General features: G+C 41.8%; 8 protein-coding genes, 1 other RNA gene and 5 pseudogenes. 5 read left to right on the top strand and 9 right to left on the bottom strand.

Annotation, left to right across the window (positions count from 1 at the left end; all coding sequences use genetic code 11):
* Positions 1-192 (top strand): annotated as a pseudogene (locus MFLO_RS16590) (IS5/IS1182 family transposase); the annotation flags it as partial.
* Positions 193-259: 67 nt separating this feature from the next.
* On the opposite strand, the pseudogene recD2 reads toward MFLO_RS16590, so the two are convergent.
* From recD2 to MFLO_RS12315, 7 genes and pseudogenes are all read right to left on the bottom strand, one after another.
* A pseudogene (recD2, locus tag MFLO_RS12340) lies at positions 260-2650 on the bottom strand (SF1B family DNA helicase RecD2).
* A gap of 26 nt (positions 2651-2676) precedes the next feature.
* Positions 2677-3345, bottom strand: a complete 669-nt coding sequence (locus tag MFLO_RS12335; RefSeq protein ID WP_036098316.1) for a tetratricopeptide repeat protein — start codon at positions 3343-3345, stop codon at positions 2677-2679.
* A gap of 10 nt (positions 3346-3355) precedes the next feature.
* Positions 3356-4087 carry an alpha/beta hydrolase gene (locus MFLO_RS12330; protein ID WP_036098315.1) on the bottom strand — a complete coding sequence of 244 codons (732 nt, stop codon included), beginning with the start codon at positions 4085-4087 and terminating at the stop codon, positions 3356-3358.
* Positions 4088-4199: 112 nt separating this feature from the next.
* Complete coding sequence (mnmA, locus tag MFLO_RS12325; RefSeq protein ID WP_036098314.1) at positions 4200-5315, bottom strand: tRNA 2-thiouridine(34) synthase MnmA; 1116 nt, start codon at positions 5313-5315, stop codon at positions 4200-4202.
* Positions 5312-6471: pseudogene (locus MFLO_RS12320) on the bottom strand (cysteine desulfurase family protein). Before MFLO_RS12320 ends, mnmA begins: the two are co-directional and overlap by 4 nt.
* Positions 6472-6598: 127 nt before the next feature.
* Positions 6599-6789, bottom strand: a non-coding RNA gene (gene ssrS, locus MFLO_RS15185) — 6S RNA.
* Between the two features lie 70 nt (positions 6790-6859).
* Positions 6860-8137: a replication-associated recombination protein A gene (locus tag MFLO_RS12315; protein WP_036098313.1), complete on the bottom strand. Its 1278-nt coding sequence runs from the start codon at positions 8135-8137 to the stop codon at positions 6860-6862.
* 187 nt (positions 8138-8324) lie between these two features.
* Here MFLO_RS12315 and MFLO_RS12310 point away from each other — a divergent pair, with 187 nt between their 5' ends.
* Positions 8325-8720 (top strand): Rrf2 family transcriptional regulator, encoded by a 396-nt coding sequence (locus MFLO_RS12310; RefSeq protein ID WP_077913248.1) that lies wholly within the window; start codon positions 8325-8327, stop codon positions 8718-8720.
* Positions 8721-8772: 52 nt separating this feature from the next.
* Here the strand turns inward: MFLO_RS12310 and MFLO_RS12305 are convergent.
* Positions 8773-10913: pseudogene (locus MFLO_RS12305) on the bottom strand (MMPL family transporter).
* Between the two features lie 103 nt (positions 10914-11016).
* Positions 11017-11619: a TetR/AcrR family transcriptional regulator gene (locus MFLO_RS12300; protein ID WP_036098312.1), complete on the bottom strand. Its 603-nt coding sequence runs from the start codon at positions 11617-11619 to the stop codon at positions 11017-11019.
* Positions 11620-11848: 229 nt separating this feature from the next.
* Here MFLO_RS12300 and MFLO_RS12295 point away from each other — a divergent pair.
* From MFLO_RS12295 to MFLO_RS12285, 3 genes and pseudogenes are all read left to right on the top strand, one after another.
* Positions 11849-12984: pseudogene (locus MFLO_RS12295) on the top strand (ammonium transporter); the annotation flags it as partial.
* 86 nt (positions 12985-13070) lie between these two features.
* The gene (locus tag MFLO_RS12290) at positions 13071-13436 is read left to right on the top strand and encodes a P-II family nitrogen regulator (RefSeq protein ID WP_036098310.1); all 366 of its coding nucleotides are present in this window, start codon (positions 13071-13073) and stop codon (positions 13434-13436) included.
* Between the two features lie 145 nt (positions 13437-13581).
* A complete protein-coding gene (locus tag MFLO_RS12285; protein WP_036098308.1) occupies positions 13582-13962 on the top strand; it encodes a hypothetical protein in 381 nt (126 codons plus the stop codon).
* The last annotated feature ends 196 nt before the right edge of the window (positions 13963-14158 follow it).

Genomic DNA, 14158 nt, shown 5'->3' with positions numbered 1-14158 from the left:
TATGCGACGTATCGCGGATTAGCGAAAGTCACACTGCAAGCCACGCTTACTTATACTGCCATGAACCTGAAAAAACTAGCTTTATGGACGTGGAAGAAGTCTTGTTCTTCTTCGAGTTTTTTCATTCTGAGAGCTAAAAACGACAATCCCGTCTTTTTTTCATTTTGGAATTGTCGTTTTTCAACAGTCTGAGCCTAGAAGTTATAACTTCTAGACTTTTTGTCGTTCTTTAGTAACAATATTGTCCACAGTCCTTTTTTCACGCCATAAACTGATACGGATCCAAGTCTTCCATCCCGATCATCGGGTCGATTTCAAGGATGTTTTCCGCGGTCAAAATTTTAAGACTGGTTACAGCTGCAAGAGTGTCATCCGTGGTCAGTCTTTCAAGCAGAGTGGTCTTTCGAGTCGTTTCGCTCACCCGCTCAACGCCCATTCGGAACGCATCTTCCTCACCGCATAGAATCAAAAATTGCTGGCTTCGCGTCACACCCGTATAAAGCAAGTCGCGCCGGAGCATCCGGTAATAGCTCCGCACGACCGGCATGATTACGATCGGGAATTCGCTCCCCTGCGCCTTATGAATTGAACAGCAATACGCATGCGTCAGTTGATTGAATTCTTGGCGGAAATAACTTACTTCATTTTGGTCAAACTGAACCACAATTTGATCTTGCTTTTCCGTATTTTCTTTGGCGTACAAAATAGATACAATTTCCCCAATATCACCATTAAATACGTTCTTTTCCGGCTGATTCACGAGTTGGAGCACCTTATCATGCACACGGTATTTCACGTCACCATGCTGAATTTCTTTACGTTTTCCCGATTCGTTCGGGTTGAAAATTTCCTGCAAGTTGCGATTCAACACATCAATTCCAGCGGGGCCGCGATACATTGGCGCGAGCACTTGAATGTCCTTTGCACGAAACCCTTTTGATTTCGCATTTTGCACCACTTGATCAACCACATCGGCAATTTGATTCGTTGTACAATGAAAAAATGAACGATCTGCTTGATTTTTTGTGAAATCAGGCGGAAGCTGTCCTAAACGGATATCGTGCGCCATTTGAATGATCGAAGAACCATCTTTTTGCCGGTAAATATCAGTCAGTTCAACAGTTGGAATCACTTTCGAGTGCAAGATATCACGCAATACCTGCCCTGGGCCAACAGAAGGTAGCTGATCTTCATCGCCGACAAGAATTACTTGAATGTGATTCGGAAGCGCTCGAAATAGCTGGTTGGCAAGCCAAATATCCACCATAGACATTTCATCGACGATCAAAAGCTTCCCTTCCACCATCCGTTCAGAATCATCATCTAAATTTTCCTGCCCATTCATCCCGAGCAGGCGATGAATCGTCATCGCAGGAAGACCAGTTGATTCACTCATGCGTTTTGCGGCACGACCAGTTGGTGCCGCAAGCAAAACTGGAAACTTATCGCCATCTTTATACGCATGCGGATCGAGCTGACGCCGTTTAACTCACTGTAAAGCTCGACGATGCCTTTGATTACTGTCGTTTTTCCGGTTCCTGGACCACCTGTTAGAGCGAGCATTGGCGACATTAGAGCCGTTTTCAGTGCTTCTTTTTGCGAGCTACCGTAAGAGACACCAATCCGTTCTTCCAGTTCACCGAGCGCGAGTAAAAACTCTGATTCTGGAAACTGTTCGGCGTATTCAGTTTGCTTCATAATCCGCTTCATATGGTGCGCGAAGCCGCTTTCGGCAAAATAAAGCGAAGGGAGATAAATTCGACTATTCTCCATAACGACTTTATCAAGGTCACTTAAAGCTGTGATTTCCCGTTCAACCTCTTCCACCAAAACTGGTGACGGATCGCTTTCAAGCAAAAGTCCGCGTGTTTTCTGAGCCAGTTCATCCCATTCAACATAGACATTTCCTCCGCGAATCGATTCTGCATCTAGCGTATAGAGGATCGCCGCTCGAATACGTTCTGGATGATTTCCGCCAAGCCCGAGCTTTCGTCCAAGCTCATCAGCCCGCTGAAAACCAATCCCCTTCACATCTTCAATCAGTTTATAGGGATTTTTTTCCAGCACTTCAAGCGCATTTTGCTTATAAACTTGAAAAAATTTTCATCGACAGCTGCGGTCCAAATCCATATTCATTCAGCCCCACCATGACATGTTCAAGACCTTGGTTTTCACGCAGTGTTGTAAGCAGTGATTCTGCTGTATTTTTCGGTAATTTAGGAACTTCCGCAAGTCGGTCCGGGTCTGAGAGTATTATGCTGATCGCATCTTCTCCAAGCACCTCTACGATATTTTCTGCCGTTTTTTTGCCGACGCCTTTAAAAATTTCACCAGAAAGATACGCGACAACACCTTGTCTTGTCTGCGGCATTTCTTTTCGGAACTTCTCCGCTTTAAATTGTTGTCCAAACTTCGAATGTTCCTGCATCGTTCCGTAAAACGTATAGACTTCCTGTTCTTGCAGTTTGGGGAAAATGCCCGTCACGATAATATCGCGCTCATCCCAGTTCGTATTTGTGTCCTTCACTTCAATTCGGACGACGGAAAACAAATTATCTGGATTATGAAAAATCGTCTGCATGATAGAACCTTTCATGAAAAGCTCGCCGGATTCCTCTTCAAATAGCCCGAGCGATTCTTGTTTATCCATGTTTTTCCGCCTCCTTTGTTAAAGTTTTATTCCACGTCGTTCGGTAAATTCCGAATTGAGCTTAATGCATTTTGTGCTAGCGTATGACTCGGATCAGCCTCAATAGCTCGCTCAAAGTATTCCGCCCCGAGCTTAATATCTCCCTGCCATGCCAAGTAAACGGCTCCGAGATTATAAAGTGCATCTGGATCATCAGGCTTAAGCGTAAGCGTCCGTTCAAGCTGTGTTACCGCTTCTTCGTACACGCCCTCTTTCGCAAGTGCTATCGCATATTGGAAAACCGCTTCCGCATCTTCCGGATTCAGCTCGATACTTCTAAGGAAATAGGGCAACGCAAGCGCATTTTGATCAAGTTTAGCGAAACTAAGACCCAGCATAAAGAATACATCTCCGTTTTCCATCCCTTGCTCCGTCGCATCTTTAAATGCTTGAGCTGCATCTTGATAACGCTCGAGTTCAAAGTAAAGGTTGCCTAAACTATAGAACGCCGCCGGTACATGCTCATCAAGTTCAATCGCACGCTTGTAAAATAACTCTGCGCGGTCAAAATCATCCATCGAAAGCAGCACATTACCGAAATTAATGTAGCCAACCGGATCTGTCGGATGTTCCTCAATCACTTCCGTAAACATCTTCACCGCTTCTTCGAGCTTACCTTCTTGCATAAACTTAATACCTGCTTGATTTTTATCCAATTCTGTTCCCTCATTTCAGTTTGATTTTCTCTAGCCAGCTTATCATTGCTTGACTTGTTTCGCTCGTTTGTTTTTCTTCTGAAATTGTTGCCTTCCGGTCTCCATTTTGCTTGCCATATGAACCAAACTGCGCATGATTGCCGCCTTTAATTTCCGTAAACGTTGTATCATTCGGCAAATAGCGCTTATTTTCCTTATATTTTGTTTGATTCAAAACACCATCTCGCGTTGCCGTAATTGAGAGTGCTGCAAGATTCGTCCCTTTGATTTCCCCTTTTTTATCTGGATAACTAGCCAAGTAAAAAATGCCTTTCAGCTGATCTGCATGTTCATTTGCAAATCTTGAAGCCATTACCCCGCCAAGCGAATGTCCGCCGATCACAAATTCTTCGTCCCTATTTTGATCGATAATCGCTTCCGCTTTATTTTTGCCGAAAACCGCTAAATCAAACGGCATTTCCGGGATATAGGTTTTATAGCCATGCTCGGCTAAATTTTTCGCAAGTGGTGCATAACTGAGCGCATTGACAAAAGCCCCCGGATAGAGGATGATACTTACTTTGTTCGTCGTTTCCTTCGGCTCAAAAATCAGCGTATTATCCGACTCCAGCACATCCACTTTACTTGTTTCATTTGCCGCTTGCATCGCGTTTTCACTAGGCGATGTATTGAAATAAAAATACCCCCACACAAGGAGCAAACCGAGGATGAGGAGACTTCCGAAACCAATCAATTTTTTCATAAAAAACCTCTTTTCACTGATACGCCTAATATTTTACCACATTTTGCTTGAAAAATAGAATAAAACTGCGCAAAAAAAGGAAATCTGCTTCATAAACAGATTTCCTCAAGTTTCAACCTACATAATCTAATTGACGCGCGTCTTTCCAAACGGTATCAATCGTTGCACCGCCCAAACATTCTTCGCCGTCATAGAAAACAACTGCTTGTCCTGGTGTGATCGCGCGAACGGGTTCGTCAAACACCACTTCCGCTTTGCCATCATCCAGTAAATTCACCGTAACGCCAGTATCTTCCTGACGATAGCGGAATTTTGCTGTTGCATGAAACGATTGTGGCTTTGCGCCGTTCGATGTGAACGATAAATCAGTCGCAATCAGCGAACTTGAATACAAGCTATCATGATGGAAGCCTTGTTCAACAAACAGCACATTATTTTCCAAATCTTTACCCGCAACAAACCACGGATCTCCGTCGCCTCCGATGCCAAGACCATGACGTTGCCCAATCGTATAATACATCAAGCCATCATGATTTCCCATTGGTTTCCCGTCGAGCGTTTTCATAAGACCAGGTTTTGCAGGTAAATATTCGCTTAAAAATTCCTTGAAGTTGCGTTCGCCGATAAAACAAATTCCTGTGCTGTCTTTCTTTTTAGCCGTTGCAAGCCCTGCTTCTTCAGCAATACGACGCACTTCACTTTTTTCCATTCCGCCAAGCGGGAACATCACATGTGAAAGCTGCTCTTGCGAAAGCTGATTCAAGAAATACGTTTGATCTTTATTTTGATCGACACCGCGCAGTAATTTCACTTCGCCGTTTACTTGTTTGACACGTGCATAGTGACCCGTTGCAACATAATCTGCACCGAGGCTTTCCGCATGTTCCAAAAAGGCTTTAAATTTAATTTCTTTATTGCACATCACATCTGGATTCGGCGTACGTCCGAGTTGATATTCATCGAGGAAATAACGGAAAACTTTATCCCAATATTCCTTTTCAAAGTTGACCGAATAATACGGAATCCCGATTTGATTGGCTACACGAATCACATCTTCGTAATCCTCAGTCGCCGTACAGACTCCAAATTCATCCGTATCGTCCCAGTTTTTCATAAATATTCCAATCACATCATAGCCTTGTTGTTTCAGTAGATATGCCGTAACCGACGAATCTACCCCTCCAGACATTCCCACTACAACACGAATTTGACTGTTATCTTTTGTCACACTTGTTCTTCCTTTCTTTGAGCAAGCCGGCTCACCACTTGACTAATCATTTCGGCCGCACGCTCCATCTCTGCTTCATCATTGCCAAGCCCAAAGCTGATTCGAAGCGTCTCCGTAATTCCAGGGTGTTCTTTTCCAAACATCGAAGCGAGCACATGAGATGGCTCAACAGAACCCGCCGTACAAGCTGAACCGCTCGAAACAGCAATCCCTTCCATATCAAGATTCATCAATAGCTGTTCAATTTGAACACCGAAAAACCGAACACTAAAAACATGCGCAAGCGTCAGCTCCTCTTTCCCGTTCACATCAAAAGCCAACCCGTTTTTTTTCAAAAAATCGAACGGAATATTTCCTTAAAGTGCGCGTACCGTTCTACCTTGGCAAATCTGTCTAGCTTCATCACTTCGAGTGCTTTTTTAAATCCAGCTATCCCTGCCAAGTTTTCTGTCCCTGCGCGTCTGCCACGTTCCTGCTCGCCTCCATGAAACGGAAATTCAAGCTTCGTTCCTTGTTTAACATACAAGAAACCAACGCCACGGGGACCATTAATTTTATGAGAAGAAGTCGATAATAAATCCACTCCAAGTTTTACTACATTCATTGGAACAAGTCCAAACGCCTGAACTGCATCCGTATGGAACAAGGCTTGATGCTCACGAAGCAGCTCCCCGATTGCTTCAATCGGCTGTATCGCACCTATTTCATTATTTCCATACATAATCGAAACCAAGATTGTATCTTCGCGAAGGGCTAAACGCACATCCTCCACACTCACTATTCCAAATTCATCTACTGGAAGATACGTAACACTAAATCCTTGTTTCTCAAGAAATTCACATGCTCGTAAAACCGCATGATGTTCGATACTCGAGGTGATGATGTGTTTGCCGCGTGACTGATTTGCAAGCGCTGCTCCAATGACAGCCGTGTTATCGCTCTCCGTTCCGCCGCTTGTAAACACAATCTCTTTCTCGACTGCGCCGATCTCCTCAGCAAAAAATGCTCTCGCTTCGTCTAATTTTTTGCGCGCCGACCGTCCGGCATAGTGAATGCTTGACGGATTTCCGAATTCTTGCTGCATCACATCAAGCATTTCTTGACTGACCGCAGGATGAATCGGACTTGTCGCCGCATGATCAAGATAAATTGGCATTTTCACAACACATCGTTTCCTTTCTTGGCTAAAAACTACACCATAATCGAATTTTATTGTAACAACAAATCAATTTGAAAGCAATAGAACATACTTACTAATTGTTAGTGTGAAAAAAGACAAAAAAAGAAACCCCAATCGTACCGTTTGGAGCCCCTTCCTTTGAACCCGCCGTATAAGCAGGTGGGTACTCTGTCGAGCGTTTTGCAAGTCCTCGTGTAAAGGCTTTTGCGCCGCGTCCGAACGCCGAGTTCCCAAGGTAACAAAAATTGTTCGGTTCAATAAATCATGGGATCTATACGTATACATTAGGGTTTCTTTTATTAACCTAAGAATAGCATAAAATGATCCGAAAAGCAATTTTTGTCACCAGATAAACAGTAAATTTTTACTCTTTTTTGTTTTCATTGATATTCCGATAGACTTCTCCAATCGTCCGTTCAAACTTTGAATTTGTTTTTGGTTCGTAGTATTTTGTTTGTTTAAGTCTATCTGGCAAATACTGTTGATCAACCCAAGCATTCTCATAATTATGCGGATATTTATAGTCCAGTGCCCGTCCAAGTTTTTTAGCTCCCGAATAATGCCCGTCACGCAAATGATCCGGTACTTCCCCGCTTTTCCCAGCTCGAATATCAGAAAGAGCGGCATCAATTGCCGTTATCGCGGAATTTGATTTTGGCGAAAGGCACAGTTCAATCACCGCATTCGCAAGTGGTATCCGTGCTTCTGGAAAGCCAACCTTTTCTGCCGTTTGCACAGCTGCAAGCGTTCTAGCACCAGCTTGCGGACTTGCAAGCCCCACATCTTCATAGGCCATTACTAACAGACGCCTTGTAATACTGACAAGATCTCCAGCCTCAACAAGCCTTCCCATATAATGTAGCGCCGCATTTACGTCACTTCCACGAACAGATTTTTGGAAAGCACTAAGTACATCATAATGTGCATCCCCGTCCTTATCGTGTGCCAAGCTTTTACGCTGCAAACATTCCTCTGCTACTTCAAGTGTTACATGAATACACCCGTCTTTATCAGGCTCCGACGATATAACAGCAAGTTCAAGCGCATTAAGCGCGCTCCGCACATCTCCATTACTTGCCGTCGCAAAATGCGTTCGTGCATCCGTTTCAAGCACAACATCGTATTTTCCAAGACCTCTTTCTTTATCTTCAAGCGCTCGGTCAATCGCCAGCTCAATATCATCAATTTGAAGTGGCTTCAGTTCAAAAATTTGAGTTCGACTTCTAATTGCGGGATTAATTGCAATGTACGGATTGCTCGTTGTCGCACCGATCAAGACAATCGCACCGCTTTCAAGATGCGGCAACAAAAAGTCTTGTTTTGCTTTATCCAGCCGGTGCACTTCATCTAGCAGTAAGATCACCGTTCCGCTCATACGTGCTTCCGCCGCCACAACTTCCATATCCTTTTTATTATTAGTAACCGCATTTAGCGTTCGAAAAGCATATTGAGTACTTCCGGCAATTGCACTAGCAATTGAAGTTTTCCCAATCCCTGGTGGACCATAAAGAATCATTGACGAAAGTTGCTTGGCTTTTACCATCCGGTAAATAATTTTATCTTTTCCCACCAAATGCTTTTGCCCGATAACTTCATCCAAGCTACGCGGACGCATTCGGTAAGCTAATGGTTCAATCGCCATCTTCACATTCTCCTTCTGTAAAAATTTCACTCTCATTCATTATAACATACACCGATATTCAGCTTCTTTCATTGAAACCACCCCATATTTTCGCTATAATAAAAAAGAATTCAAAGTTTGTCTATCAGAATAATTGGAGGTCAAAAAAAAATGAAAATTACTACAAAGGGTCGTTACGGGCTTACAATTGCGCTTGAACTTGCACGAGAAGTCGGAAACGGTCCAATTTCCCTCCGAAGCATCGCTCAAAAAAAAAGACTTGTCTGAACATTATTTGGAACAGCTGGTCGGTCCGCTACGTAATTCCGGCATTGTTAAAAGTATTCGTGGCGCTCATGGTGGCTACATTTTAAATGGCGATCCAAAAACCATTACAGCTGGTGATGTTATTCGTACGCTTGAAGGACCGATCGTGCTCGTTGAGAGTCTAGAAAACGAAGAGGCGGCACAGCGTGAACTATGGACACGCATGCGAGATGCAGTTAAAAATGTACTTGATAACACATCGCTTGCGGATTTAATTGCGCATGAAAACGAATCAGAAGAAAATACATTAAAAGAAGGTTATATGTTTTACATTTAGAATAACCCCAGTCGCGAGTTTCGCGACTGGGGTTATTTATCTTCTAGTTTACCTAAAACAAATCACGTCGTTTTTTCATTCCTGGCCAGAATGACCATTTACCGAATAAAACTGTCACTGCTGGCACTAAAAGTGGTCTAATAAAGAAAGTATCAATCAAGATGCCAAGTGCTGTTATTAAGCCGAATTGAACGAGTAGTTCAATTGGCAATGTAGTCAGCACAAGAAACGTCGCGGCTAATATCACACCAGCTGAAGTAATCACGCCACCTGTTTGATGCACACCTTCTTGAACTGCTGCCCGAACAGAGTTTTTACGAGCATTTTTCCAGATACTTGAAATCATAAAAATATTGTAGTCCTCACCAAGTGCAACGATAAAGACAAAAGCGTACAGCGGTATCAACCCAGAAATTGCTTCAACACCAAAGAAATGATGCAAAATCAACCAACCAAGGCCAAGCGAGGCAGCATATGAAAGCAAGACTGATAAAACAAGATAGACGGTTGCTACTATCGACCTCAAATAAACGAATAATAAAATACTGATTAATCCAATCACAAGCGGGATAACAGTTTTTTCATCTACTTGCGACACAGCTCGACTGTCATATTGCTCAGCCGTTTGCCCTGCTAAGTAAACTTTATTATCTGGATTCGCCACACTTTTTTCGATTTTCGGAATCAAATCCATTGCCTGATTACTATATGGATTTTGATCGAGAATAATAGAATACTTACTATAGGTTTTATCTTTACTGGATATTTCAGGTGGGCTGACTGATTTTACCCCAGAAACCGCTTCTAGTTTTTTTTTGATCGTCATCTGCTCCATTTTTGATGATCACATTTACAGGAGCTAGATAGCCTTCGCCATAATGATCGCCAATGATTTTAAATCCCTCGCGCGATGGCATATCACTTGGAAAACTCGACAGTGTATCATAGCTGTATTTGACAGTTGGGAGCTGAACCGCAGCTAACCCAAGCAAGATAATTGTGCAAATGGTAATGATAACAGGATGGCGGGTAGCAAGTCCGCCCACTTTTTCCCAAAATCGATTTTCTTTTTTCGAACTTTGAGCTGGCGTTGGAATGAATGGCCAAAAAGAAATCCGACCAAACAAACCAAGTAACGCTGGCACAAGTGTCAAAGCTGAGATCAACATAATCAGTATTGATAAACTAAAAGGCACAGCAAAGTTATGGAATGATCCATATTTCGCCGCAAGCAACAAAGCAAGTGCAGCCATAACAGTAAGTCCGCTTAAAAGAATCGCTCCCGAGGTACCACTGAAAGCTTTTTTTAAACGCAAGGAATCGATCTTGCTCGTGCTTTAAATAATGTCTAAATCGTGCAATTAAAAATAAGCAATAATCTGTTCCCGCACCAAAGAGGAGCACCGTCATAATTGAAAGACCTTGCGAGCTATAACTGATCCAACCCAGTTTTCCAAAGAGTCCTAAAAGCGGTGTAAGTGCAAGATAAGCAAATAAAACAGCAATTAATGGAATGAGTGCTAAAATCGGTGATCGATAGATAATCAGCAAAATGACTAGGACAATACAAACAGTGGCAATTAAAAGTGATACATCAGCATCTTTAAATAATCCAGAAGCATCCACACTAATTCCTGCTGGCCCTGTTGTTCGAGCAATCAATTTTTGATCATTTTGAAGTTCCACAGCAAATGGATTTTCACCCATTACTTGTTTAGTTCGCTTTTTAAGCTGATCAATACTCGATCCAAGTTGATCAGAACTTGCCTTTTCATTCATCAATATTGTTTGAATAAAAGTCGTCCCATCCTTTGACCGTTCAGACAAAAGAGCTTGAGGCGGCATTTTTTCAAGTGGAATCGTTTGTTCTTGATATGAAAGCGGCTTTTCTGTGAGAGAACGGTTTAAATCTTGAATCAATTTCAACTCTTGAATCGACAACCCCTCCGCTTTTGTCCACGTAATAAACAACGGAATTCCGGAACTATCGCTAAAATAACGATTCATTTTTTCATCAGCTTGAACAGACGGCTCGGTTTTCGCTAAATCTGCAGCCGTATCGTCCTTGTAACTAGCGCTACTCGGTAAAAATAATTGCATGGCAATAATAGCTAAAATCCAAATACCTATTGTGACAAATCGTCCTTTTTTACCACCTACAAGATTTGCTAACTTTCGTAATTTACTCTCCAAATCAATCTCCCCCCATATTTCATTTATCAATCGATCAGCAAAAATCCACAATTTCACTTATCAAGCGATAAAAATTAAATCAAAAAAAGAAGCATACATAGCATTATACCTCTTCTTTTAATATTCCAAACAAAATCAAATGAATTCGCTTTGCGACCTTGTCTTTTTGACCAGATTGAGTAACCTGCAAACTAGGAGTAAAAAGCGGTGTAATAGCAGACATAAAATAATGTGCCGCTTCTTGCGGCGTAAACTCGCTTGACCAAACTTGTTCATCACTCATCTGCAAAAATACTTCTTCAAACGGTTTTAAATAACTTTCTTGCCAAAGACCATAAAGCATGCGCTGATTTTCAGGTTGCAATTCATTTAAAATATCATGAATCATCAACAATATATTAGTAGGATGTTTCTCAATTAAATTCAAAACCATTTCGTTCAAACTCAAAATTCCATCCTGTTTTTTCAAAAGAATTTCACTCATATCGATTTGAATCCGCAATGTCAGATCCTTCACCACTTCCATATAAAGAACTTCTTTATCCTTAAAATGATGATATAAAGCTGGCTGAGTTACTTCTGCCAATATTGCAATTTCACGAGTTGAAACTGCCCGATACCCTTTTTGCATAAATAAAGCTTCGCCAGCAGTTAAAATCTTCGCACGTGTTCGTTGAAGTTCTTCTTTGCGGCTCAATTTTACCATGACAGGCTTCCCCTTTCGTTTAATTTCTTTTATTTTAGCACCTTTACATTCCTCGTAGCAATCCTCATTTCAATTTTCTTTAACTTCTCCCTAAACAATATGTTAGATATTCTGACAAAATATTAAAAACAGGTGATTATAACTTGCATTATTTAAATTATCAGGTATTATTAGAACATCAATCGAAATTAATGTTAGATAATCTAACGCAAAAAAAGGAGAGCTGAATATGGAATCTGTTTTTATGTTTTTCTGTACCTTGTTAGTTTGGGTGATGACACCCGGAATCGCATTATTTTACGGCGGAATGGTTAGGCGGAAAAACGTCCTGAGTACAGCGATGTATAGCTTCAGCTCAATGGCCATCGTTTCTCTGCTCTGGGTTACAATCGGCTATTCACTTGCTTTTTCACCTGGCAATCAATTTATTGGCAGTTTCGACTGGAGTTTCTTAAACCATGTCACATTTAGTAGTAACTCACTATATAGCGATGCCATTCCTCATTTATTGTTTATGATGTTTCAAATGACATTCGCAGTTTTGACTGTTGCAATTATTTCCGGTGCTTTTGCAGAGCGAATGAATTTTGCTGCTTATCTTGTTTTTATTGTACTTTGGTCTTTATTCGTATACGCGCCTGTTGCACACTGGGTTTGGGGCGATGGTGGTTTCCTTCGCGAACTAGGAGCATTGGATTTTGCTGGCGGAAACGTTGTCCACATCAGCTCTGGTGTAACCGGACTTGTTCTAGCCATTATGGTGGGCAGGAGAAAAGAAGCCGATACAGCTTCTCCGCACAATCTTCCTCTTGCCTTAATCGGCGGTATCCTCGTTTGGTTCGGCTGGTACGGTTTTAACGTCGGTAGTGCCTTACAATTGATAACGTCGCAATGGCAGCCTTCGTCAATACAAATACCGCTGCTGCTGCCGGCATAATCGGCTGGTGTTTTGTAGAATGGATCATGAATAAACGTCCGACAATGCTTGGAACCATCTCAGGTGCAATCGCCGGACTTGTCTCCATCACACCAGCAGCAGGATTTGTAACCGTGCCTGCTTCCATGCTCATCGGCTTAATCGGCGGAGCTGTTTGTTTCTGGGGCGTGTCTTGGCTGAAAGGCAAAATTAAATATGATGATGCACTTGACGCATTTGGACTTCACGGAATTGGGGGTATCTGGGGCGGAATCGCAACTGGTCTATTCGCTACAACTAAAGTCAACGAAGCTGGAGCCAATGGATTATTCTACGGCGGTACATCACTTTTGTTCAAACAACTCATTGCCATCAGCGTTACCTTCTTGTTCGTTGCAATCGTTACTATCATAATAGTCAGTATCATCAAACTATTCTTACCAATTCGTGTTAATGAAGAACAAGAATTCAAAGGACTTGATCTTACCTTGCATGGCGAAAAAGCCTATCAAGATCGCTAAAAGGAGGAAACCTAATGACTAATCTAACAAAAATCGAAATTATCACTCGTCCAAATCGTTTCGAAGCTTTTCAAAAAGAATTGGCTAAAATCGGCGTTAGCGGTTTAACTGTTACAAAAGCACTCGGAACAGGACTTGAAAAAGGCATGATCGAACTTTATCGCGGCAATAAAAAAGAAACGAACATTCACGAACGCATGAAAGTCGAAATCGTCGTCAGCACTGTTCCCGTTGAAGACGTACTCCGTGTTGTAAAAGACACCCTTCGAACTGGCGAACCTGGCGACGGTAAAGTCTTTATTTATCCGCTTAGCGAAGTCATCAAAATCAGCACTGGTGAAACAGGACTTGATGCTTTAAAAGATCATCCCGAAAACTAACTGAACTGCATTTATGAGAAAAAGTAACAAATGTGCCATTAATTCTAAAAAATCAATGAGAATTTACTCCTTTTCCTTTTCAGAAGCGATTTATGCGCTATAATGATGAAGAGATGTTATTAGATTGGAGGCGCAAAGAAGTTATATGCGTAAAATTCCTGTATTCACGTTGATTGCAATTTTACTTTTAGGCGGGGGTTACTTTTATTATCAGCACGTATCCTCAAAAGTTGATATCACTTTTAACTTTAACGTAACCAAAGTGAACGCTGAGAAAAATACGATCAGCGGAACAATAGATGGCGCAGGAGATACAGTCGTTACTCTTCCTGTCACAAAAGATATACTAAGTTCCGTCAAAAAAGGAAGTCATTATAACATAGAAGCGACATTTTACAATAAAAAGCAAGTCGCTGAAAAAACCGAGAAAAAACTTGAAGGACCTTTCTGGTCAAACGAAAACAACAAGGGGCTTCTTGCCAACAAGGTCAAAGTTGAAAATTTGGAAAGCATTACCAATCAATAAAAGTGCGGAGCGTCTGCTCCGCACTCAGACTGTAGACAAAGTAGTGAAAAAACTTTGTTTACAGTCCTTTTTTTGATTATACTAAGGAGAGAACTGACATAAAAAACAAGAGGTGAAGAACATGTTATCCAAACATCAAGACGATATTCGCCACCAAATGGTGGCCATCTCCATGGATGATTTAGTGCCAGAAGAC

Origin of the sequence: Listeria floridensis FSL S10-1187, assembly GCF_000525875.1 — a bacterium.
GTDB lineage: Bacteria > Bacillota > Bacilli > Lactobacillales > Listeriaceae > Listeria > Listeria floridensis.
Note: the sequence above shows the minus strand (reverse complement) of the source record. Positions and strands in the feature narration are given on the sequence as shown.

What these genes read in the sequence shown, in the direction of transcription:
- MFLO_RS12285 (WP_036098308.1), top strand. Translation starts at nt 13,582, where the DNA reads ATGCGTAAAATTCCTGTATTCACGTTGATTGCAATTTTACTTTTAGGC.
- MFLO_RS12330 (WP_036098315.1), bottom strand. Translation starts at nt 4,087, where the DNA reads ATGAAAAAATTGATTGGTTTCGGAAGTCTCCTCATCCTCGGTTTGCTC.
- MFLO_RS12300 (WP_036098312.1), bottom strand. Translation starts at nt 11,619, where the DNA reads ATGGTAAAATTGAGCCGCAAAGAAGAACTTCAACGAACACGTGCGAAG.
- MFLO_RS12315 (WP_036098313.1), bottom strand. Translation starts at nt 8,137, where the DNA reads ATGGCGATTGAACCATTAGCTTACCGAATGCGTCCGCGTAGCTTGGAT.
- MFLO_RS12290 (WP_036098310.1), top strand. Translation starts at nt 13,071, where the DNA reads ATGACTAATCTAACAAAAATCGAAATTATCACTCGTCCAAATCGTTTC.